The organism is Limnoglobus sp., assembly GCF_059499385.1.
In genome coordinates this window covers 1-21,712 of record NZ_JCABYM010000124.1, presented here as the reverse complement: position 1 = coordinate 21,712, position 21,712 = coordinate 1, and the positions used below count along the sequence as shown (strand labels likewise).

Sequence of the window (21,712 nt, the reverse complement as noted above, 5' to 3'; positions counted from 1 at the left end):
GGGAAGCTCACCCCCCTCCCTAACCCTCCCCCCCAAGGGGGGAGGGAACAAAGCCAAGAACGGTGGGCCTCGAAGACTCGGCCCACCCTACGGGTTACCGCAGCGGTTCGAGCACCTTCAAGTCGTCGGTCGTGTTCGTCGGCTTCCGCAGTTCCACCAGCAGCGGCCGGGTCCGATTCTTCTCCGGGTCGAGCACGTCGGACACGGACACGAGGTTGATCTCCAGGTCCCGCAGCCGCGCGACCTCGTCGTCGGTCAGCGGGCCGAGGACGGCCGTGTACCCGGCCACCTTCGGCCGCAGCGGGTTCTTGTCGTCCTTGTCGTAGAAGTACCGGTGCTCCGCCACCCGCGGGTCGAGCTGGGGCACCCGCACCTGCAACAGCCGGCCGGCCGCGTCGTCCACCCGCACCACGAGACACCGCTTCGGCCCGTTCGCCGCGTCCGCCGGCAGTCGCGGGTTCACCGCCGGGTCCGGGACGAACGGGATGTCCTCCAGCTTCGCCCGCACCACGACGTTCCCGACCTGCTCCGTCAGGCCGGCCCGCAACTGCGTGACCGTCGCGCGGATCGGCTGCGGCACGGCGGCCGGCGGGTCGCCGAACGTCGGCCACCCGCGGAGCCGGAACTCGCTGTCGGACAGCCCGTCCAGCCCGCGGCCCTTGTCGCCGACGACCCGCCAGCACGGGGCGCGCTGGCCCTGCAGGTTGTGGACGTACACCGGGCCGGGGAAGCGTTCCTCCCCGTTGCCGCCGACGCGGGCGACTTCCCACCAGACGAACCGCGGCTGTACCGCCCGCAGGTCGCCGTTCGGCCCGACCTCCTGCCCCCGCTTCTCTTCGAGGGCGGCGGTCGCCACCAGGTAGTTCACGCCGGCCGGCCGGTAGCCGTACTCCGGGGCGGACAGGAACCAGTCCTCGTTCGTCGCGTCCACCCGCCCGGCCGGGGCGACCGGGTCCACGTCCCGGTAGTAGAGTTCCCGCAGGAACTTCACGTCCCCGTTCGCGGCCTTGTCCATGCGGAAGCAGATGCCGTCGCCGGGGCGGAACACCGTGCCCTGCTCGGTCGTGTGGTACTTCAGCAGGTACTGGCCGGGCGGTACGAACCCCCGCCAGTAGAGCGCCCCGGCCCCCTGGTCGGTGCGGTTGGTCGGTAGGCCGTTGGGCGGGATGTTCACGTCCGGCCCGCGGGGGATCGGCGTGCCGTTCCGCAGCACCAGCCGCGGCTTCGGCCGCAGCGCGTTTTCCAACTCGTCCCGCAGCGCCCGCTTGTTCTTCGCCCGGTACACCCGGCCGGGGGTCGGGAACTCCTCGACCTTCTTGAACATCTCCTCGCCGAGCGTCTCCTCGGCCTCGTCCGCGCCGAAGATGACCATGTGGATGGACACGCCCCGCTGGGCGAACGGCCGCACGTCGTCCCGGACGGCGTCCACGATGGCCGCCCGCTCGGCCGCCGTCATCTCGTTCGCCGGGATGATGTCCATCTTCTTGGCGATCCGCTCCTTGCCGAAGACGATCTCCTGCTTGGTCGTGTCGGCCCCGTCCGTCAGGACGATGAGCGTCTTCACGCCGGGGTAGTCCTTGATGTCGTCCAGCGCCAGCCGCATGGTCGGGACGAGCGGCGTCGGGCCTTTCTCGGTACGCCCGACGAGCGTTCGGATGAGGCCGTCGTCGCCGTCCAGGTTGTCCCGGAAGTTCCCCTTGAACTTGCCGGGGAATATCTGCTCGCTCTTCTCGTCGCGGATGTACTCGTTCCCGAAGAACGCGCGGACGCTGAGCGTCGTCCCCCGCGGCAGGTCCTTGAGCAACTCCGCGAGGACCTCGATCATCGCGGCCTTCTTCTTCTCCTTCGTCTTCCCCCACTCGTCGGACATGCTGCCGGAAAGGTCGAGTAGGATGCTGACCGCGCCGGGGTCGAAGTCCTTGTCCGCCCGCACCGCGAGGAGGGCCGGGCGGTCCGGCTTCACCTCCGAGACGACGAGGTCCGGGCGGCGGTTGATCCGCACCACGGCCTCGTTCGTCAGCCCGAGCCGCTGGCCGCGGAAGTACCCGCTCGCCTGGATGCGGGCGTCCCGCGGCTGCGCCGCCGCCTCCTCGATCCGCGGCCCGGCCTTCACCGCCAGTTGCCGGCTGCCGCCCTCGAACGGCTTGGACAGATCGACCAACTGCCGCGGCGGGGCCGAGACCGTGAGCAGCCCCGGCTCGTCCGTCTGCCAGGTGAACACCCCCTCGCCGGGGACGGGGTACGGGGCCGGGGCGACGGCGTACCCGAACGTCCGCTCGGCCTCCGTCGTCCACCGGTAGCCGTTCTCGCCGCCCGCGGCCGTGGGCTTCAGGCCCAGGGCGGGCGTGCCGCCGAGCCGGTCGGCCTCGGCCGCGTCCGCCGTCCGCGCCTTGCCGCGGTCGCCGATCCGCCCGCCGATCTTCTCGGCGTCGTCCAGGAGGGCCTTCCGCACGGTCGTGTGGAAGTACGGCTGCCCCTGCTCGTTGTACCAGTGGTCGAGCGCGACCCGCGCGGCCTGCCCTTCGAGCATGTCCTTCCACCGGGCGAGGGCGTTGACCGTCGCCGGCTCCGGGGCCGGCGGCGGGGCGAACGGGCACGCGACGCGGCTGAACAGTTCCGCCTGCGCCCACTCCGGCGGGCCGCCGGCCGGGTACTTGTCGAACTCCGCTTGCCGCCGGCGGTGGGCGAGCAGCACGGTCGCCAGGTCCGGCGTCTTGGCGAACAAATCTTGATCCTTCGCCGTCACGTCCGTCCGCGGCTTCGACAGGTCGGCCTGCGGGTACGCCCACCGGCCCCACTCGCCGCTGATCGACTCGGTCGCCGACCGCAGCCGGCGGACGACCTTCTCCTCGGCCTTCTTCATCTCCCCGGCGACTTCCGTGTTCCCCTCGGACAGCTTCTTGGAAATGTCCCGCGCGCGGGCGTACAGCCGGACGCGATCCTCCGGCCCGACGAGCGGCGGGGGAAGGAGCAGCAGGTGCTCGATGGCCTGCCAGTTCGTCTGGGCGTCGGCCGTGGCGAGGTCCTTCGCGGCGGCGGACGCATAGCCACGCAGCTCGGTCAGCCGGTCCCGCACGGCGTTCACGGACGCGGCGAGCGGGTCGGCCTCCTGCGGCCGCTCGATCCGGTCGGCGAGCAGGAACGCCTGCCGCCACAGGTCCTGCACGGCCTCGTTCGCCTTGTCCACGTTGAACTTCGGCGTGTCGTCCGCCTCGGCCAGCCACCGGGCGAGGAAGGGCAGGTCGGCGAACGCCTCGTCCCGCAGCCGCAGCGGCGTCTGCAACCGCTCGGCCGTGGCGAGCGCGTCGAGGTACAGCTTCTCCGCGTCGTTGAACGCGGTCGCGGCGTCCTTCGGGGCCGCGTCGCCGGACGCGAGCATCCGGTCCTCGCCCCGGCGGCGGGCGGCGTCGGCGGCGCGGACGGCGTCCCGTACCGCCGGCCAGACCCGCTCGCTGTACGGCAGCCCGGCGTCGTTCGGCCGGACGCCGAGGGCCGCCTGCTCGGCGAGCCGCCGGTTCGTCGCCGCCGCCCGCCACGTCGGGCCGAGCGGGTCGTCCTTCTCCGCCCGGAGCACGTCCTTGACGAAGTGGTGCAGCATGATCGGCAGGTGAAGCTCGACCGGCGCGCCGGTGCCGCCGGCCGCGGCCTTGCCGCGGGTCGCGGCGTCCGCCAGCGTCGGGGCGCGGAGCAGTTCGTCCGCGGTCGCGGCGAGTTGTTGGTTCGGCTTCCCCGTACTCGCGGCGAGGGGGACCACGTAGTTGAGCGAGTCGAGCTTCAAATCCAGGCCGCGCTCGACGGCGGTTCGCATCCCGGCGACCGGGTCGCGGAGCTTGCCCGCGCCGTCGGCGTCGCCCGACATGACGGCCCGCTCGTACCGCAGGAGCAGTTCGCGGTACCGCCGCCACGCGGCCGGGGTGTACGTCGCCGGGTGCGGGAGCTGGTTCGCCAGGGCCGCGGCCGCGGCCCACTCCCGCTTCAGGTCCTCGGGCGCGGCGGTCGGGGCCGGGCGGAGGAGGTCGGCCAGCGGCGGGCCGCCGTCCGCCGGCTTGAACAGCCGGTGCTTCTCGTACTTGTCCTTACGGACCTGGTCCTTCGCCCACTCGTCGAGGGACGGGATGAGCTGCGGCGTCTGCGGCGTCGGCCGGTTGTTCTTCGACCACTGCACGACCTCCCGTTGGACGGCGTCGAACAGCTCGTCCACGCGGTAGGAGGTCATGTTCTCCCGGTTCGCGCCGCCGGCCAGCGACTTGAGCAGGTGGTAGCCCAGGGCGGTCATGCCGAGATCCGGCGACTCCCACGCCCGCTCCCCGTCGTTGGCCGCGAGGACGACGGCGAGCGTCGGGTTGTCGGCGATCCGCTTGCCGAGCTTCGCCCGCACCGCCCGGTTGAAGTCGTTGGAGATTTCGCCCAGGTTCGGGTCCGGCAGTTGGCGGCCCACGTCGAGGACCAAGAGTTTCCGCTTGGTCGCGGCCCGCTCGTCGAGCTTGTCGAGGACGGTCGAGAGTTGCACGGCCGGCCGGTTCGATTCGCGGATCGGGCCGGGCACGTCCCGGCCGACGTACAGGATCGGGTCGCCGTTGCGGTTCACCCCGCCGTGCAGCCCGACGTAGATGATGACCGGATCGACGGTCGATTCCTTGCCGACCTGGTCGGCCCAGTCGTCGAGCTGGTCGTCGAGCCAGAACGGCTTCTCGCCGAGCGGCTTCGGGGCGTTCGCGTCCTTCGCGACGGCGTTCGACCAGTCGAGCAGCCGCTGGGCGCTCTGCCACCCGTACGGGTCGTAGGGCACGTCCAACCGGCCGACGCCCTTGCCGGCCTCGTAGCCGGGGTCGGCGGCAATGGCGAGCAGCCCCGGCCGCTTGCTCGGGAGGAGCAGGAGGACGAGCCAGACGATGCCGACGACGGCGGCCGTCGCCCCGAGGCCGATGACGAACAGCTTGACCCGCCGCTTGCCGGACCCGGTGGCGGTCTTCGGGTCTTCCTGCTGCCAGCCGTGCTTCTTGCCCGGCCGCGGCGGTCCGCCGGCCGCCCCGCGCCACGTCGGTTCGGAGTTCTGGTCGGCCATGTCGCAACCTCGGGAGACGCCGGAGCGGGGGGCGTGGGTGGACCGTACCCCATGAGGGATACGGTGCTCGACCGCCCACAGATTACGCGGACCGTGGCATCTTATCCCACCCGCCGACGCCGACTCTATAGAGCCGCCGGTTTACCGCGGGGGGGTTTGTTTGTGGAAAAACCCCCCCCCAAAACCCCGGCGCGAAAGAAGTACCCCCCCCCCACCCCGGGGAAACAACCGCCCCGCCGGTCCCCGGGGGGTTTGTGGGTGTGCCAAAACCCCCCCCCGCACCCCCGCGGCTCTATAGAAGTCCCCCGCCCGAACGGAGGGAAAACTCCGGCCCGGCCGCCCCGTGGGTATAGTCAAGGGTGGGCGGAGGCCTTCGGATTGACAGGCCGGGCCGCCCCGCTATACCCGCCCGGTTACGGGCCACCCGTGGGGATGGGGGAAGATGGGCGCGGAACCTGAAGCGATGACCCCGGCCGTGCTGTCCGGGCAGCAGGTGAAAGTGTCGGGTGACACGGTCCGGATCGGCGCGCCCGTTTCCCACGGCAAGCACGGCGAGCCGACGATCCAGCTCGTCCGCGAGGACGGCGTCGTCCGGGCCATCGACATTACCTGCGGGTGCGGGGAGCGCATCCGCATCCAGTGCGACTACGCCTGAGATTTCCGCGGACCCAGGGAGGGGGGACCGATGCGCCTGCTGCCCGTCCTCGTCGCCCTGCTGTCCGTCGGGTGCGCCGGCCGCCAGTTCGACCCGCAATTCCGGCTGTTCGCCCCGGCGGGCAAATCCGACCCGAAGGCGTTCGATAATCCGACTGATTCCGGCAGTACCGTGGCCCGGCCGCAGGCCCCGCCGGGGGAGCTGACGGCGTTCGCCAGCGGCGGCCGGAAGGCCAGCCCGCCGCCGACCGCCGGGGGCACGTTCCCGCCGGACCCGCCGCCCGCCGTGCCGGCCGCGCCGCCGTCATCGTGGTCGGCCGTGTTCCCGGACGAGCACAAGCGGGACACGCCGACGGTCAAGGGCGAACGGCTGTCGCTGAATCCGACGGAGACGGGCCTCGACAAGGCCGTGGAGCTGGCGAAGAAGATCGAGCAGCTTCAGGCGGAGAACAAGGCGCTGGTGGCCCGGATCGCGCTGCTGGAGCAGGCCGCGGCGGGCCGCGAGGAGGCGATTGCCGAGAGCGTTCGGGAGGTGGAGGCGGCGACGGTCGAGGTGATCCGCACCCGCAACGAGCTGAAGGAAGCACGGGCCGCGGTGGCGCGGCTGAAGCAGCAGATGCGGCAGATGGAGCAGGACGAGATCGAGACGCTGAAGGCGATGATCGCGGCGCTGGAGAAGTTGTTGGAGCAGTGACCCTACGAACACCCAGCCCGGAACGGAGTCCCATGCGGCGGATCGTGGCGATACTCGGCAGCCTGTCCGCGACGGCCGGCTGCCACTGGGTCGGCGACGGCCGATTGGCCGAGCGCATCCACGCGCTGCCGGGGTGGCCGAAGAACCAACTGCCGCCGCCCGCCCCGACGACGTACAGCCACTACCACGTGGACAAGTGGGACTGGGCTGCCGTCGCCCGCGTGCTGGTGCTGCCGCCGCTCAACGAGTCGGCGTACACGCGGGCCGACGAGGAGTTCCACGCCGCCCTGACCGGCGAACTCCAACGGCTCGGCCGGTTCGAGGTCGTGGCCGGCCCGCCGGACGACTGTGCGCGGCTCGCCGCGACGATCCACCGGGACGGGACGTTCGACGAGGCCCTGATGCTGGAACTGGCCCGCGTGACGAAGGCCGACGTGGTGATTCACGTGACCGTCACGCACTACTCGCCGTACCCCCGGCCGCGGATGGGCCTGGTGGTGCAGGCGGTGTCCCCGGCCCAGGGGAAGGTGGTCGCGAGCGTGGACGGCCTGTGGGACACGACCGACGCGGGGATCGCGGAGGCGGTGCGGACGTATTACCGCCAGCGGCCGAAGCCGCTGCCGCCGCGGGTGCGGAACCACCAAATCGTCAGCGACGATGCGTTCGCGGAGGAGCTGGCGCTGGACTCGCCGGCCCTATTCCAGCGGTGGGTAGCCCACGTCGTCTCGGAGACGCTGCTCGGCATCGAGACGGTCAACGGGATGCTCGTCGTCCCGGCCGCCGCCCTGCCCCCCGCCGCGGGGGCGGCGATCGGGAGCGCCGGCGGCGCGTGCCAGGAGTGCAAGCCGCTGTTCCCGCTGAAACGAAAGTAGTAGGCACACTCCGTGTGCCGTTTCCTTCGTGCCGCGGGGAGTTCGCCCGAGTCGCGGCGGCCGACAGCAGACGGCACACGGAGTGTGCCTACTACTACTTGGCCTTGTGCCGGCAACCGCCGGCACGTTACAACGCCCGCGATACGTGGGCGACGAAGGGATTCACTTCCGCCGCACGGACGCGCGACCGAAGTTCGCACGCCCGTGAGGTTCGCCCATGTCCGAGGAAGCCCAACCGCAAGCCCCCGCCGCCCCGAAGAAGAAGGGCGGCAAGCTGCTGTTCGTCGTCGCCGCCGTCCTGTCCGTCGGGGCCGGGGCCGCGACCCCGATGTTCGTCAACGTTCCCGCCTTGCTCGGCAAGGAGAAAGAGAAGTCCGCCGACGAAGGCGATGACGGGCACGCCAAGACGACGGCGAAGAAGAAGAAGGGCCACGCCGAAGAGAAGACGGTCAGCATCCCGTTCGGGGACGTGGTCGTCAACCTCGCGGAGGAGCGGCTGACCCGCTACCTGCGGCTGAAGATCGTCCTCGTCGTCGAGGAAGAGGCCGAGGCCGAGGTGACCGCCCTTCTCGAAAAGAAGAAGGCGACGATGAAGAGCTGGCTCATCAGCCACCTGACCGGCAAGACGCTCAAGGACGTGGCCGGGACGGTCGGCGTGAACCGGACGCAGCGGGAGATTCTGGAACGCTTCGAGGACACGCTCTACCCGAGCGGGCACGGGCACTTGAAGCACATCATGTTCGAGGAATACTTGGTGCAATGACGACCCCGACCGCGCCCCCCGCGTTCGACTTCCGCAAGCCGCCGCCGGGCGACACCGAGCGGCGGATCGCCGCGTGGCTGACCGAGGGGTGCCGCCGGGCCGCCGTCACGTGGGCGAAGGCCCTGCCGTTCCCGGCCGAGCCGCGGGTGGACAAGGTCGAGATCACCACCACCGGCGTCGGCCTCCGGTTCCTCCCGCTCGACACCGTCGGGTTCGCCGTCAAAGCCTCGGACCAACCGGACGACGGGTTTCTGCTCGCCTTGTCCCGGCCGGTCGTCCTCTTCTTGCTCGCCGGGATGATGGGCGAACAGCCCGCCGTCCTTCCCGCCGACCGCGACCTCAGCACCGTCGAACGATCCCTGTGCGAGTACATGCTGCGGGAGCTGTTCCTCGGTCCGATGGAGGCCGCGTGGCCGCTGCCCGGCGGGTTGAAGCTGACCGTCGGGCCGGGCGGCCCGCCGGAGACGGTCTGGCGGCAGCCGCTGGCGGACGCGGCCTACGCCGCGACGGTCGCGATCGCCACGCCCCTCGGCGACCTGCCGGTGCAGTTGCTGTTCAACCGGTCCGGGCGGCTGGAGCAGCTCACGACGCCGAAGGTGCGGGCCGTGCCGGCCGACCCGGCGGTGCGGACGCAGATTGAGACGCTGGTGAAGGAAATGCCGGTGGACGTGGCCGTCATCCTGGGCACGGCCGACCTGACGATGTACGACCTGGCGCGGCTGGCGGCCGGGGATGTGGTACTCTTACGGCAGCGGGTGAGCGAGCCGCTGGAGGCGCGGGTGGCCGGGACGGCGAAGTTCCGCGTCTGGCCCGGCGCGGCCGGCGGCCGGTGCGCCGTCCAGGTGCAGTCCGCGACCTCGTAGGGCGGGTCAAGGCTTTGCGCCGACCCGCCGGGGGTGACCGGGACGGGCGGCGGGTCGGCGCAAAGCCTTGACCCGCCCTACGAAACCGGCCGAGCGTTCCGAAACAAGGTAAGGCCCGATGTCCACCGCCGAGCCGACGACCGCCAGCACGACCACCCCGCCGCCCGCCCCGTCGCCGGCGGACGTGAACCAAATCCTCGCGAAGATGGCCGAGTTCGCGCAACTGCTGCCGCAGGCGGCCGTCGCGAACGGGCCGAACTCGCTCGACTTCCTCCGCGACGTGCCGGTGACGATCACGGCGCAGCTCGGCCACGTCGTCCTGCCGATCAGCGAAATCCTGAAGCTCGGCCCCGGCGCGGTGCTGGAACTGGAGGAGCTGGTGAGCCAGCCGATCCAGTTGACGGTCCGCGGCGTGCCGTTCGCGACCGGCGAGGTGGTGGTGGTCGAGGACCGGTTCGCGGTGCGGATCAAGCACCTCCTCCCCGCGAAGGGCGGCAAGCCGATCACCGGTTAAGAGGACGCCGACATGCCATCCCCGTTCCCCGGCATGGACCCGTGGCTGGAACGCCCCGCCGTCTTTGGTGGCCTTCACTCGAGCCTGATTACCTACCTGCTCGAGGCGGTCAACGCCCAACTGCCGCCGGGCTACGTGGCCACGACGACGCACCTCGTTTGGATCGATCCCGTTCTTCGACGCGAGCCGGATGTCGGACTGTACGGGCCGGATCGCCCGCCGTCGGGTGGAACGATGACGGACTATTTCGCCGAACAGGGGATGCTGTGTTTGGCCGCCGATCCCGTCGCGGAACCGTGGGAAGAACCGTACCTCGAAATCCAAACCGCGGACGGCGAGCGACTCGTGACGGCGATTGAAGTCCTGAGCCTCTCGAACAAGAAGGCCGGCGACACCGGGCGAACGTCCTACCTACAGAGGCAGAACGAGTTCCGGCTCGGGAACGTGAACCTTGTCGAGATCGACCTGCTCCGCGGAGGCACGCACACGACGGCCATCCCGCACGCCCGCCTCCGGCGGATCGCGCCGCACTTCGACTACCACATCTGCGCCACCGTCATCGGCGACCCGACGCTCTACCACGTCAAGCCGTTCCTGTTGACGGACCGGCTGCCCATGATCGTCGTCCCGCTCGACCCCGGCGTGCCGCCGGTGAAGGTCGAGTTGCAACCGCTGCTCGACCGGGCTTACGATACGGGCCTCTACGCCCGGCGGGTGAAGTACGACACGAAGCCGCCGGACCCGCCGCTGACGCCCGAACAACAGGAATGGGCGGCGGCGATCCTGACCCGGACCCCGGCATGAAGCCGCTGTTCACCCTCATCGCGTTCGCGCTCCTCGCCGCCCCGGCCGCGGCGGCGGAGTTCCCGTACACGCCGCCGGCCGCCCCGCCGCCGCCGGACCCGACGGGACTCTTGTTCCGGCTCGTCGCGCTCACGGCCGGCACCCTCGCCGTGTGCGGCGGCCTCATCTGGGCGACCCGCCGGGTCACCCGCCCGGCCGCCGGGCCGACGAACGACCGGCTCGTCGTCGAGAGCAGCCTGACGCTGAATTCGCGGGCCGGCGTCCACGTCCTGAAGGCCGACGGGCAGGCCGTGGCCGTGACGACGGACGCGACCGGCATCCGGGCGATCGTGATCTTGGGTGAGAAGTTCGACGACTTGGTGGAAGACGTGCAGGGCTGAAAGCCCACGGACGAACGTCCGTGGGCGTGCCTAGAAATCACCGGACGATGTTGGCCAGCTCCTGCAGCGTCTCGTTCGCCGCCGAGATCGTCCGGGCGTTCACCTGGAAGCCCCGCTGGGCCAGGATCAGCCGGCTGAACTCGATGGCGATGTCCACGCTCGCCCCCTCCAGCGCCGACCCCTGCACCAGCCCGCGGCCGCCCGTGCCCGGCGTCCCGATGAACGGCGGCCCGGACCCCGGCCCGACGACGAAGTTGTTGTCCCCGGTCCGGATCAGCCCGCCCTCGTTGTTGAACCCGGCGATGGCCAGCTGCGCGATCGGGATCGTCCGGCCGTTGCTGAACTGCCCCTGCACGAACCCGTCGTTGTCGATCGACACGCTCGTCAGCACGCCGGCCCCGCTGCCGTCCTGGCCGACGGCGTTCGCCTCGGTCGTCCCGCCGAACTGCGTCAGCCCGTCGGCCACGTTGGGCGTGCCCAGGTTCAGCGTCACGGTCTGCGGGGCCGCCCCGGGGATGCCGGTGATGGTTACCGCGAGCGAGGCCGGGGCCTGGAGCGTGCCGTCCGTGTTGAACGTCACGCTCGTCGGCGGGACGGTGACCGTCGCGCCGGGGATGCTAGCCGACACGGTGTACGTGTTCACGGCCGACTTCGTGAACTGCACGGTCAGCGGTTGCGGCCCGCTCTGGGTGTCGAAGATCTCGATCGAGGTGGTCGCGACCTCGCCGACGGCCAGGTCGCGGGAGATGTTCCCCTGGAACCGGACGGCGGTGGTCGCCACGCCCGGCGCGCCGGCCCCGAACGGGACGCGGATGTCGTTGTCCGCGGGGACCTGGAAGCCGGGGGCCGTCGGCGTCGGCTCGCCGACCGTGCCGGTCCGCTGCACCCGCGCCCCGTTCGACGGGTCCACCAGGAACCCGGTCGAGTCCACGCCGAACGCCCCGGCCCGGCTGAACACCTGCCCGCCCTGCGACCGCAGCACGAAGAACCCGCTCCCCTGGATGCCCGCGTCCAGCGGCCGGCCGGTCGGGTTGACCGCCCCTTGCACGAACTGCGTGTCCACGGACCCGACGGACACGCCGAACCCGAGCTGGGACGAGTTCTGCCCGCCGACGCTCCCGGCGTCCCCGGCCGAGCCGGCGTTGAGCAGTTGGTAGACCTGGTCCTTGAACAACGTCCGCTGCGTCTTGTACCCGGTCGTGTTCAGGTTCGCGAGGTTGTTGCCGACGACGTCGAGGGCGGTCGAGTTGGCTTGCAAGCCGCTCGACCCGGTGAACAGGGCGGTGAGAGCCATCGAACAAAACTCCTAAGGTGTCAATCAGGGTGGGCGGCCGCGTCCGGACGGCCAGGGGTCAACGGACGGAAACGATGTTGTCCAGCGGCACGGTCGCCGCGCCGACGCGGAGGACGAACTGGCCGTTCTGCACGGCCACGGCGTCCACGGTCCCGCGGGCCGGGGTTCCGCCCCCGGCGGGGGTGAAGTCGATCTCGCGGCCGACGAGGTCGGCCCCCTGGGTCAGCTGTTGCAGCCGCAGGTTCTGGGCGAAGCTCGCCTCCAGCGATTGCAAGCTCTGCAGCGTGTTCAGCTGCGTGAGCTGGTTGATGAACTCGCGGTCGGACACGGGGGCGAGCGGGTCCTGGTTCTGCAACTGCGTGACGAGCAGTTGCAGGAACTGGTCCTGCGAGAACGCCGCGGAGGTCGCGCCGGCTATCTGGCTCATGGGAAACTCCTTTCGCGACTCAGACCATCACGTCCAGTGTACCCGTTCCGGTCGCGACCCGCGCGGGGGTCGGGCGGCGGGCGGCGGGCGACCCCGCGGCCTGGCGGAAGCCGAACAGCTGCCGCTCCCATTCCTGGGCGTCACCTTGTTGGCGGTCGCCGGTGCTCACGTCGAGCGTCGGCAGGTTCACCCCGGCCTGTTCGAGCCGCTGCCGCAGGTCCGGCAGTTGGCTCTCGACCATCTGCCGGATCGCGTCGTTGGACACCACGACCTCGGCCGTCAGCCGGTCGCCGACGGCCGTGATCTTCACCTTCACCGGCCCCAACTCCGGCGGGTCGAGGCGAATTTGAAACTCGACGGCCCCGTCCCGTTCGGCGACCCGCGCGTGCGTCACGATGCCGTCGGTCAGTTGCGCCGCCACCGTCGGGGTGGCATTCGCGGGGGCGTTCGGGGAAGCGGTCGGCCGCGCGTCGAGGGCTTGCGGGACCAGCCCGGCGACCGGCGTGCCCGTCGGGATCGGCCCGTCGGTCAGCTCGACCGGCTTCGCGTCCGGGTTCGGATCGCGAACCGCGGGCAGGGCCGTCGGCGGGGCCGTGAACGCGGCGGGTTGTTCGACGGAAATCGGGGCGGCAGGAACGGGCAACGGGGCCGCGGTCACTTCGACCGGCTGGTCCGGCGGCGGCACCGCGGCGGTCGGTGCGGGCGGTTGCGGGACGACGGCCTCTTGCCCCAGCACGGCCGCGAACGGCGGCGGGGCCGGCGGCGGGGTCGGGGCCGGTTGCGATTCCTGGGCGAGGGCCACGCCCGTCCGCAGGTTCACGGGCAACTGGTCGCCCGGCGTGACGGCGGCCGTCGGCTGGACCTCGACGACCGGCGCGGCGGGCGGGAAGACCGGCTGCGTCGCGACGCCCGGCAACTCGCTCGGCAGCCCCTGCCGCAGGTCGGCGACGATCGGGGCCTGCGGCACGACGGACGGCGGGCGGGCCGCGGCCCGCTGGGTGTCGGCCGGCGTGGCCGCCGTCGGCACGGCGGCGGCCGCCGCCGGGAGCGGTCGGGGCGTCGTCGCCGCCGGCGGGGCGGCGTCGGCCGGGGCGGCCGGCAGCGGGTTCGGCGTCGCCGCGGCGGTCGGGGCTTGTAGCGTTGCGGCCGTCGCCGCGAGTTGTTGGGCCGGGGACTGCGCGAGGCGGAGTTCGTCGGCCCGCGACCGCACCTCGGTCGGCGGGAGGGGCGGCAACTCCGCGGCCACGGCTTCCGGCACGGCGGCCGCGGGCGGCGACACCGCCACCGCCGCCACCGCCACGGGGGCGACGGTCGGTGCGGCCGGCGGGTTCACCGTCACGGCCGCGAGGAGCAACCCGAGGGCGGAGGCGTCGGCCGCGGTCGGGTCGTCGTCGAAGAACGCTTCGAGCAAGTCGGCGGGCAACGCATCGCCGTCGAGCGTCGATAACCCGGTGTCGGGCGGCACGTCCGGCGTGGCGGCGGCTTCGGCGGGGGCGGCGGACTGGACGGACGCGAGGACGTTGTCGAACGTCGCCTGGGCGGGCGTGCCGGGGTCGTCAGTCGGGTTGGCGGATTGGTTCGACGGCGCGAAGGTGAGCCGCGGCGGCAATGAGGCGGCCAGCAGGTCGGCGGGTGTCACGGCCATGTCAGGTGGGCAGTCCGTACAGGCGATGAAGGCTTCCCTTCCGCACGAGGGCCACCACGTCCGCGTGGAGCCGTTGCAGCCGGCCTTCGCCGAGGCGAGTCAGCTCGTCGATGTCCTGCTGCAACCGCGATGCCTCGGCCCGAACGCCGTCCCCCTCGGGGCCGGTCGCGGCGGCGAGCCGCTGTTCCATTTGAACGACCGACCGCGACAGTTGGTCGAGTAACTCGTCCAGCCCGTCGCCGGTGGTCAGTCGTTCGCGGATCGCCTTCGTGATGTCTTCGGTCGTCGGCATCGCACTCGTCCATTCTTTACTATGCGTTGTTCCGATCGCACGGGAAATCCGCAATAATCCGGGCGAAATTCTACTTCGATTTGCGCCCGGCTCGCAGTTGTTCGAGTTGTGTCTGAAGTTCCTGCCGGTCCTTCATCATCTGTAGTTGAGAAATTGCGTATTCCGCGAGGAATTTGTCGTCCTTCGCGTTCGCCACCTCCCGGAACTGCGCGGCCGCCTCGGTCGCCTTCCCCTGGTCCCGGAGGTAGCAGGCCGACATGTACGTCACGAACAGCCGGCTCTCCTTCGGCAGCGTGTCGGGGTCGATGTTGTGGAAGGCTTGCAGGGCCGCCTCCACGTCGCCGGCGAGGTACAGGCTCCGCGCGTACCCGAGCGGGTCGAGCGGCTTGAAGCTCTCGTCGATCACGACCTTCGGCTTCGGGGCCGGCTCGACCGCCTTCGGGGTGACGGTCGCCGGCGGCATCACGACGGCCGGGGCCGGCGGCTTCTTCTCGCCGACCTTCTTGATGAGGTCCAGCAGTTGCGCCCGCAGCTTGGCCCGCTCGGCCGCCAACGGCGGCCCGTCGGCGAGGTCCTTCGCGGCCGCCTCCCGCTCGGCGGCGAGCGCCTCGAGTTCGGCCCGCAACTTCCGCGGCTCGTCGGCCGGCTTCGGCGGCGGCAGCACGGCCGGCTTGTCCTGGGCGACGGCCACCCAGGTGACGGGCGGGGGGACGGCGGCCGGCTTGTCCTGGGCGGCGGCCGCCCCGAGGCCCACGGCCAACACCCCGCCGAGCAAGACGTTTCTCATGACGAATCCCCCTCAACCGGGGGCTATACGCGGGCCGCACCGCCTCCGCAAGTTCATGTTACCGTACCACCATGATCGACGCGCGGGGGGTGAAGTTTGCCCCGGTTACACGAGGCGGCCCGGCCCGACGGGAGGGGAACCCAGACTTCCGAAGTCCGGCTTCGACTTCGGAAGTCGAGCCCGCGCGGGGGCGTTCGCGGAGTCGGCACACGCCCCGCTTCCCGCTCGACTTCCGAAGTCGAAGCCGGACTTCGGAAGTCAGTCCAGCTGGTACGGCGAGGTCGGGTCTTTCTCGTGGCGGATCTCGTCCACCGGGTCCTGCTTCAGCCACCCGGCGTACAGCCGGTTCGCCCCGTTGAACACCAGCCCGTCCTTGTCCCCGACGTTCTTGTACGCGTGGACCACCCCGGCCGGGACGATCAGCGCGAACGGCGCGGCCTCGCCCACGTCCTTGACCTCCTTCGCCCCGCGGGTCGGCGACTTGTCGCGGGCGTCCCACAGGTAGACGCGGAACGTGGACGGGCCGAAGAAGCAGAAGTAGTCCGCCTGATCGACGTGCTCGTGCGGGCCGCGGCTGACGCCGGGCTTCGTCTGGGACACGTAGGCCATGACCGGGTGGAACGCCGGGTCGATGAGGTCGTTGCGGAACAGCTCGACCAGCCACCCGCGGGGGTCGTGGAAGAACTTCAGCGGGATCCACTTCACGTCGTGGATCGCGGACGGCTCGGCCATCTTCGGAAGGGTGACGTTCATGTCGGCTCGCCGGGAGCTGGGTCAGGTGAGGATTCCCGGCAGGGTACGAAATCGCCCGCCGGGAAGGAAGCCGACTTCGCCGGCCCTAGCCCGGCCGGACCTCGACCGCCACGTCCGTCGGCGGGTCCGGCGTCGCCGTCTCGACTTGCAGCTCGTTCCGGGGGAGCAGCGCCGCCGTCACGTCGAACGCGAACCGGCCGTCGGCCTCGCCCAGCAGTTCATCGTTCAGCCACACGGCCGCGGCGGTGCCGACGAGCCAGACGGTCTCGCCGGGCGGGAAGGTGGGTCGGCCGAACGGGCGGGAATGGCGGAACCGGCCGGGTTCCACCTCGGCCGTCGCCCAGAAGCCGCGGAGGCGGATGACGTGCGGGGTCACACCTTTTGCAACCGGTCCTGCCAGTCGTCGAGCAACTTGCCGATGTTACGGAACGAGAAGTCCATGTTCGCCAGCTCGTGGCCGAGGTCGATGGCCCGCTGCAACTCGCCGATCTCGGCCGCGCCGGTCGCGAGCTGGAACAGTACCTCCTTGCGGGCCAGTTCCTCGCCCGGCGAGAGGGATTGCAGTGCCTCCTCGAAGTTCCGCTGCGCCAGCCGCCAGTTCGCCCGGCGGCGGAAGCAGAGGCCGAGGTACATCGCGGCCATGCCCTTGAGCTTCTCGTCCCGGCGGACGTGCTGGAGTTCGGTGATCGCCTCGTCCACCATGTCCGCCTTCAACAATCGCGTGCCGAGTTCCAGCCGCAGCGACAGGTCGGCCGGGAACCGGTCGGCGCGGGTGCGGTAGATGCCGATCTCCTGGGCGATGATCTCCTTGACTTGCTTCGCCCGGAGCTTCGTCAGCTCCGGCTCGGTCGGGCCGTCGTCGTCGAAGTCGGTGTCGCCCTTCTTCTGCTTCTCCTTCAGCCGGGCCTCGGTGACTTCGAGGTTCTTCCGCAGCGGCAGCAAGTCGAGTTCCATCAGCTCCAGTTGGAGCGAGAAGTGGTTGCCGGTCGGCCCCAGCCCCTGCTGGAGGGCCGCCCGCGCCCGGTCGTCCTGGCCGACCTTGCGGAACGCGGCGGCCAGTTGCAGGTACAGGCTCGGCTCCGTCGGGTCGGCCTCGATCCGCTTCTGCAACGCCTCCGTCTCGCGGGTCAGCTTGTCCACCTTCTCGGCGGCCTGCTGGTCCATCTTGCCGAGGATCGGCGACGGCTTCGACCCGTCCACGCTCTCCTGGTACTTGCCGCGGGCGATCGTCTCGCTGGCCGCCAAGTCCTTCGCCTTGTGCGACGCCTCCACGTCCGACGGCACGACCTCCCGCACCAACTGCCACAGGACGATGGCCTTCTGGAAGTCGCCCCGCTTCTCGAACAGCCGGGCGAGGGCGCGGTTGAGGGTCGCGTCGCGGGGGTACTTCTGCCGGGCCTGGTCGAGGCTGAAGACGGCGAGGTCGAGGAACCCGAGGGCGTCGAACGCCTCGGCCATGTCCATCTGCGTGCCGGCGTCCCACGGGTTCTTGACGAGCACCTGCTCGCCGTGCTCCAGGACCTTAAGGTACTCGCCGCTCGCCTTCGCCGCCTTGACGCGGGCCTTCATCCGCGGGGTGGACAGGAAGCTGAACCGGCTGCCGCGGAGGTTGTTGCCGTACTTCTCCTTTTGCGCGCGGCGGAGCATCTGCCGGAACCCGAAGTTGCCGGGGTCGATCTTGCAGCAGGTGAGCAGCATCTGGATGGCGTAGTCGAACTGCCCGTTGGCCATGACCTGCCGCGCGCGGTCGAAGTTCTCGATCGCGATGCGGCGTTGCTCGGCGGTCGGCGCGGGGAGAGCGGCGGTACTGCGTGCCGGCGGCATGACGTTCCTGCGGGGCGAGGTCCGCGTTCCACGAGTATTCGTAGTGTAAATAATATCCTCACAGATTGCGAAGGAAACCGGGAACCGCGCCGTGACCCCGATTTGGCCCGTCGATCCGTTGCAACCCGCCGACCCGCCCGTTCGCGCCGCGGCCGAAGTGCTCCGCGGCGGCGGGTTGGTGGCGTTCCCGACGGAAACCGTCTACGGCCTGGGGGCGAACGCGCTCGATGAAACTGCGGTGAAGAAAATCTTCCGCGCCAAGGGCCGGCCCGCGACGAACCCGGTCATCGTTCACGTCGCCCGACCCGAAGACGTTCGGCCGATCGCGGCCGCGTGGCCGGCGGTCGCGGCGGAGCTAGCCGCCGCGTTCTGGCCCGGTCCTTTGACGCTCGTGCTGCCGAAGGGTTCCGCCGTGCCGGCCGTCGTCACGGCCGGCGGGCCGACGGTCGCCGTCCGCTGCCCGGCCCACGCCGTGGCGCGGGCGCTGATCCGCGCCGCCGGCGTCCCGCTGGCCGCGCCGAGCGCCAACCGCTCGACGGAGCTGTCGCCGACGCGGGCCGAGCACGTCTCGAAGAGCCTCGGCGACCGGATCGACGGCATCCTGGACGGCGGCCCGTGCCCCGGCGGGCTGGAATCGACGGTCGTGGACGTGACCGCCGGGGTGCGCATCCTACGGCCGGGCCTCGTGACTTCGACCATGTTGGAAGCCGTGGTCGGCCCGCTGGCGGCCGGCGGCGGTGGGGACGGGGTCGCGAAGTCGCCGGGCCTGATGGCGAAGCACTACAGCCCGCGGACGCCGGTGGTGTTAACTCATGGCGAACGTGGGAACGAAGGCGGGCGCGTGTTCCGGCTGAAACTGGGCGACGACCCGGCGGCGGCGGCGGCGGCGCTCTACGCGACGCTGCACGAACTGGACGCGGCGGGGTACGACCGGATTGAAGTCGAGATGCCGCCGGACGTGCCGGCGTGGGCCGCCGTGCGGGACCGACTCACGCGGGCGGCAACTATATAGCCGCCGGCTTGCCGGCGGGGTTTGGGGTTCGCAAAACCCCGCCGGCAAGCCGGCGGCTATATGAAATCACTTCTTCTCCGCCTTCAACTGCTCCTCCAACTGCCGTTTCCGCTCGCGCTCGTTCTCGATCAGCCGCTCGACCTCGATCAGCTGCGCCGCTACGCCGACGCCCCACGCCTTCTTCGTCCGCTCGGCCTGGAGCTTCATCAACTCCAGCTGCAACTTCTGGTTCTCGTCGAGAAGCTTCTTCAACTCGGCCGTCTGCCCTTCCAGTTCCTTGGCCAACTCGGCCGCCTCCTTCGGGTCGTCGATCGACCCGGCCCAGCCGGTCCCGCGGTAGTCGGGGCTGAACGGCACGCCGTCCGCCCGGCCGAACAGGACCTTCGCCGCGTCCTTGCCCAGCCCGCCGGCGAACGTCCGCACGGACCCGTCGGCCATGCCGCAGTGGAGGACATTCGCGAACAGCCCCCGCACGTCCGTCGGCTTCGCCACGTCGAACCCCGGGTCGTCCGGCTTCGCCCACTCGACGGCCTTCTCCGCCTCGATGAGGAAGATCGTGTTCGACGAGCCGTCGGTGATGTCCACGAGGCGAATCTTGCCGCCGCGATCCGCCGGGGCCGCCAGCCCGGCCCCGCCCGCCGCCGCACCCTCGCCGCCGAAGCCGGCGGCCGGCGGCGCGCCCGCGCCGGTACCGCCGCCTTCGTCGGCGGTCGGCCGGCCGGCCGGGTCGTGGATCAGGCCCTTGCCGGTCGGCCGCTGGAAGAACGTCATCGGGTACTTCGTGTGCTGCGGCTCGTGGCCGTTCGTGAACAGCTTCACCACCGTCGCGGACGCGAGTTTGTTGTGCGCGCTGTCCCACGGCTCGTCGAGCTTGAACTTCTGGTACAGCGCGGCCTCCTCGATGTACGGCAGGATGAGAACCCGCCACGACAGCAGCGGCTTGCCGTCCTTGCCGATCACGTCCGCGGGGAAGTGGCCGTTCGCGTCGTGGTAGTTGTGGCACGCAAGCAGAATTTGCTTGATCCGGTTGACGGACAGTGCCCGCTGCTTCGCGTTCGCGATCAGCGCCTTTGCCGCCGGCTTCTCGTCCTTCTTCGCGGCGGCCGCGAGCGGCGGGGTCGGCTTCGGGTCCTGCGGGGCCGCTGACACTCCGATGACGGTCGCGACGCCCATCACCCCGGCGGCGACGGCGGCGGTCAGTTTCAACTTCGCGATGCGCATGGCGGAAATCACTCCGTGGGAAAGGGCGGCGGCCGCGGGCGGGACGAACCCGCCGGTCGCGGCGGCCGTGGAACTTCGGATCAAGGGGGACGCGGCGGCGAGCGGCATCGCGGTAAGGACGACGGCCATCGGCGCGACGCCGCGGCGGACGAGCTTCTCCTTCAACCGCTCGCGGCCGCGGACGAGCCGCCCAGACACGCTGCCGACCGGCCAGCCGAGCTGCTTCGCCGCCTCCGCGTGCGTCAACCCGTCGAGGTCGCACAGGAGTAAGGGGAGCCGGTAGCGGTCCGGCAGTGCCGCGAGTTCGGCGTGAATCAGCGGCGCGACATCATCGACTTCTGGCGCGTCCGTCGAAGGCTCGACGGTCATTGTTGATGCCGGCCGGGCGCGGGCCTTCAGCGCCGCGCGGTACCCGACGCGGTACAGCCACCCGGCGAGGTTCTCGCGGACGCTCGTGGCCTTCTTCGCCAGCGTGAGGAAGGTTGCTTGAAACGCGTCCTCGGCCGCGTGGTGCCCGCCGGCCGCGGCGCGGCAGACGGTCCACACCACGTCCGCGTACCGCCGCACGAGCAGCTCGAACGCGGCCTCGTCGCGGTCGGCGGCGTACCGCCGCAGCAGGACCGCGTCGGGCACGCCGTCGTCGCGGGGGAACAGGAAGCTCAACGGCGGCCGACTCATACCGACATGATCCGCGACGCGGCCGGACGCATACAGGGAAATGGGGAAAATCAGCCGGGCGGTGTTCCTGTCGGTCCGGGTCGAGGCTTTGCGAGGCCCGATTTTTGTTCCCTCCCCCCTTGGGGGGAGAGTTAGGGAGGGGGGTGAGCTTCCTCCCTCCGACGCGAATGCCCCAGTGGAAGGGAGGTTACCCCCCTCCCTAACCCTCCCCCCCAAAGGGGGGAGGGAACAAAACCAAGACGGTGGGGCCTCGTCGCATTCGACCCGACCTACGCCCGCAGCGTCCGATGAAACAGCGCCAGCGTCAGTTGTTGCGACAGCGCCGCCAGCTCCGGGTCGTGCCGGTGGCCCTCGTCGCGGAGGAATGCGTGCGCGGCGTTGAACTCGTGCCACGTAAACGTCCGCCCGCACTCCGTCAGCCGCGCGTGGATCGCCGCCCGCCCCTCGGCCGGGACGTGCGGGTCCTGGCGGCCCCACACCATCATCAACTCGCCGCCGATCTCCGCCGCGCGGCCCAGCGAGTCGTCGCTCGTCCCGGCCCCGAGGCTCCGCTTGTGGAGGTCGGTGGCGTAGAAGCACGCCGCCGCCCGCACGTCCGGGTTCAGCGCCGCCCGGAACGCGAGGTGGCCGCCGATGCACACGCCGAGCGCCCCGACCGCCCCGGTACACGCCGGCCACTCGCGCAGATGGCGGACGACCGCCCGCGCGTCCTCGTCGTAGGCCGGGAGGGGCTTGTTGACCTTGCAGAAGTTCCCGCGGTCGGTCCCGGCTTGCGTGTACGGCAGCACCGTCCCCGGCGGCTCGAACTCGTGAAAGATTTCCGGCACGGCGACGGCGTACCCGTGCCCGGCGTACAGCCGGGCGAGCCGGGCGATCGGCCCGGTCAGCTGGAAGATTTCGGAGAACAGCACGACGCCCGGATACCGCCCGGCCGCGGCCGGCCGGTACCGGTACGTCCGCATCGGGCCGGCCGGCGTGTCGAGGTCGAGGTGGTCTTCGAGGACGGTCATGGGGCCAGTATCCGCGTCGCGGCGGACGGCGTCTCGCGGAATTTCCGAGATTGTTCCGAATCGTGGCGGCGTGAAAACGCCTACGACAGGTCGAGACCGCCACCGCCGCCACCGCCGCCACCGCCACGGGGCCACCCCGTGGCGGCGGGACACTTGACTT

Annotated in this window: 20 protein-coding genes; 9 read left to right on the top strand and 11 right to left on the bottom strand. The window is 71.0% G+C overall.

Annotated elements, in window-relative coordinates; all coding sequences use genetic code 11:
- Positions 1–94: 94 nt before the first annotated feature.
- A complete protein-coding gene (locus AC5JJ2_RS22190) occupies positions 95–5,065 on the bottom strand; it encodes a vWA domain-containing protein (RefSeq protein WP_495860225.1) in 4,971 nt (1,656 codons plus the stop codon).
- A gap of 442 nt (positions 5,066–5,507) precedes the next feature.
- Between AC5JJ2_RS22190 and AC5JJ2_RS22185 the strand changes: the two genes are divergently transcribed.
- From AC5JJ2_RS22185 to AC5JJ2_RS22150, 8 genes are all read left to right on the top strand, one after another.
- Positions 5,508–5,720 carry a hypothetical protein gene (locus tag AC5JJ2_RS22185; protein ID WP_495860224.1) on the top strand — a complete coding sequence of 71 codons (213 nt, stop codon included), beginning with the start codon at positions 5,508–5,510 and terminating at the stop codon, positions 5,718–5,720.
- A gap of 30 nt (positions 5,721–5,750) precedes the next feature.
- Positions 5,751–6,413, top strand: a complete 663-nt coding sequence (locus AC5JJ2_RS22180; protein WP_495860223.1) for a hypothetical protein — start codon at positions 5,751–5,753, stop codon at positions 6,411–6,413.
- Positions 6,414–6,445: 32 nt separating this feature from the next.
- Positions 6,446–7,285 carry a hypothetical protein gene (locus AC5JJ2_RS22175; RefSeq protein ID WP_495860222.1) on the top strand — a complete coding sequence of 280 codons (840 nt, stop codon included), beginning with the start codon at positions 6,446–6,448 and terminating at the stop codon, positions 7,283–7,285.
- A gap of 217 nt (positions 7,286–7,502) precedes the next feature.
- Entirely contained in the window at positions 7,503–8,048 is a 546-nt protein-coding gene (locus AC5JJ2_RS22170; RefSeq protein ID WP_495860221.1) for a flagellar basal body-associated FliL family protein, read from the top strand.
- Positions 8,045–8,911, top strand: coding sequence for a FliM/FliN family flagellar motor switch protein (locus AC5JJ2_RS22165; protein ID WP_495860220.1), 867 nt, complete (start codon positions 8,045–8,047; stop codon positions 8,909–8,911). Before AC5JJ2_RS22170 ends, AC5JJ2_RS22165 begins: the two co-directional genes overlap by 4 nt.
- 118 nt (positions 8,912–9,029) lie before the next feature.
- Positions 9,030–9,425, top strand: a complete 396-nt coding sequence (locus AC5JJ2_RS22160; RefSeq protein ID WP_495860219.1) for a FliM/FliN family flagellar motor switch protein — start codon at positions 9,030–9,032, stop codon at positions 9,423–9,425.
- Between the two features lie 12 nt (positions 9,426–9,437).
- Positions 9,438–10,229, top strand: a complete 792-nt coding sequence (locus AC5JJ2_RS22155; RefSeq protein WP_495860218.1) for a DUF4058 family protein — start codon at positions 9,438–9,440, stop codon at positions 10,227–10,229.
- Positions 10,226–10,609: a hypothetical protein gene (locus AC5JJ2_RS22150; protein ID WP_495860217.1), complete on the top strand. Its 384-nt coding sequence runs from the start codon at positions 10,226–10,228 to the stop codon at positions 10,607–10,609. Before AC5JJ2_RS22155 ends, AC5JJ2_RS22150 begins: the two co-directional genes overlap by 4 nt.
- Before the next feature lie 37 nt (positions 10,610–10,646).
- Here the strand turns inward: AC5JJ2_RS22150 and AC5JJ2_RS22145 are convergent, their stop codons facing one another.
- From AC5JJ2_RS22145 to AC5JJ2_RS22110, 8 genes are all read right to left on the bottom strand, one after another.
- Positions 10,647–11,903 carry a flagellar hook protein FlgE gene (locus tag AC5JJ2_RS22145; RefSeq protein ID WP_495860216.1) on the bottom strand — a complete coding sequence of 419 codons (1,257 nt, stop codon included), beginning with the start codon at positions 11,901–11,903 and terminating at the stop codon, positions 10,647–10,649.
- Positions 11,904–11,961: 58 nt separating this feature from the next.
- Complete coding sequence (locus tag AC5JJ2_RS22140) at positions 11,962–12,330, bottom strand: flagellar hook capping FlgD N-terminal domain-containing protein (RefSeq protein ID WP_495860215.1); 369 nt, start codon at positions 12,328–12,330, stop codon at positions 11,962–11,964.
- Positions 12,331–12,349: 19 nt separating this feature from the next.
- Positions 12,350–13,975 (bottom strand): flagellar hook-length control protein FliK, encoded by a 1,626-nt coding sequence (locus AC5JJ2_RS22135; RefSeq protein ID WP_495860214.1) that lies wholly within the window; start codon positions 13,973–13,975, stop codon positions 12,350–12,352.
- 1 nt (position 13,976) lies between these two features.
- Positions 13,977–14,267: a hypothetical protein gene (locus tag AC5JJ2_RS22130; RefSeq protein ID WP_495860213.1), complete on the bottom strand. Its 291-nt coding sequence runs from the start codon at positions 14,265–14,267 to the stop codon at positions 13,977–13,979.
- Positions 14,268–14,337: 70 nt separating this feature from the next.
- A complete protein-coding gene (locus AC5JJ2_RS22125) occupies positions 14,338–15,054 on the bottom strand; it encodes a hypothetical protein (RefSeq protein WP_495860212.1) in 717 nt (238 codons plus the stop codon).
- 258 nt (positions 15,055–15,312) lie between these two features.
- On the bottom strand, positions 15,313–15,807 hold the full coding sequence (locus AC5JJ2_RS22120; protein ID WP_495860211.1) for a dTDP-4-dehydrorhamnose 3,5-epimerase family protein: 495 nt from the start codon (positions 15,805–15,807) through the stop codon (positions 15,313–15,315).
- An 85-nt stretch (positions 15,808–15,892) separates the two neighbouring features.
- Positions 15,893–16,183 carry a hypothetical protein gene (locus AC5JJ2_RS22115; protein WP_495860210.1) on the bottom strand — a complete coding sequence of 97 codons (291 nt, stop codon included), beginning with the start codon at positions 16,181–16,183 and terminating at the stop codon, positions 15,893–15,895.
- The gene (locus AC5JJ2_RS22110) at positions 16,180–17,631 is read right to left on the bottom strand and encodes a tetratricopeptide repeat protein (RefSeq protein WP_495860209.1); all 1,452 of its coding nucleotides are present in this window, start codon (positions 17,629–17,631) and stop codon (positions 16,180–16,182) included. The genes AC5JJ2_RS22115 and AC5JJ2_RS22110 overlap by 4 nt, the downstream gene beginning before the upstream one ends.
- Positions 17,632–17,722: 91 nt before the next feature.
- Here AC5JJ2_RS22110 and AC5JJ2_RS22105 point away from each other — a divergent pair, with 91 nt between their 5' ends.
- Positions 17,723–18,643, top strand: coding sequence for an L-threonylcarbamoyladenylate synthase (locus AC5JJ2_RS22105; RefSeq protein WP_495860208.1), 921 nt, complete (start codon positions 17,723–17,725; stop codon positions 18,641–18,643).
- Positions 18,644–18,709: 66 nt separating this feature from the next.
- Here AC5JJ2_RS22105 and AC5JJ2_RS22100 read toward each other — a convergent pair whose 3' ends face one another.
- Both AC5JJ2_RS22100 and AC5JJ2_RS22095 read right to left on the bottom strand, forming a co-directional pair.
- Complete coding sequence (locus AC5JJ2_RS22100; protein ID WP_495860207.1) at positions 18,710–20,542, bottom strand: sigma-70 family RNA polymerase sigma factor; 1,833 nt, start codon at positions 20,540–20,542, stop codon at positions 18,710–18,712.
- Between the two features lie 269 nt (positions 20,543–20,811).
- Positions 20,812–21,552, bottom strand: coding sequence for a dienelactone hydrolase family protein (locus AC5JJ2_RS22095; RefSeq protein ID WP_495860206.1), 741 nt, complete (start codon positions 21,550–21,552; stop codon positions 20,812–20,814).
- Positions 21,553–21,712: the final 160 nt, after the last annotated feature.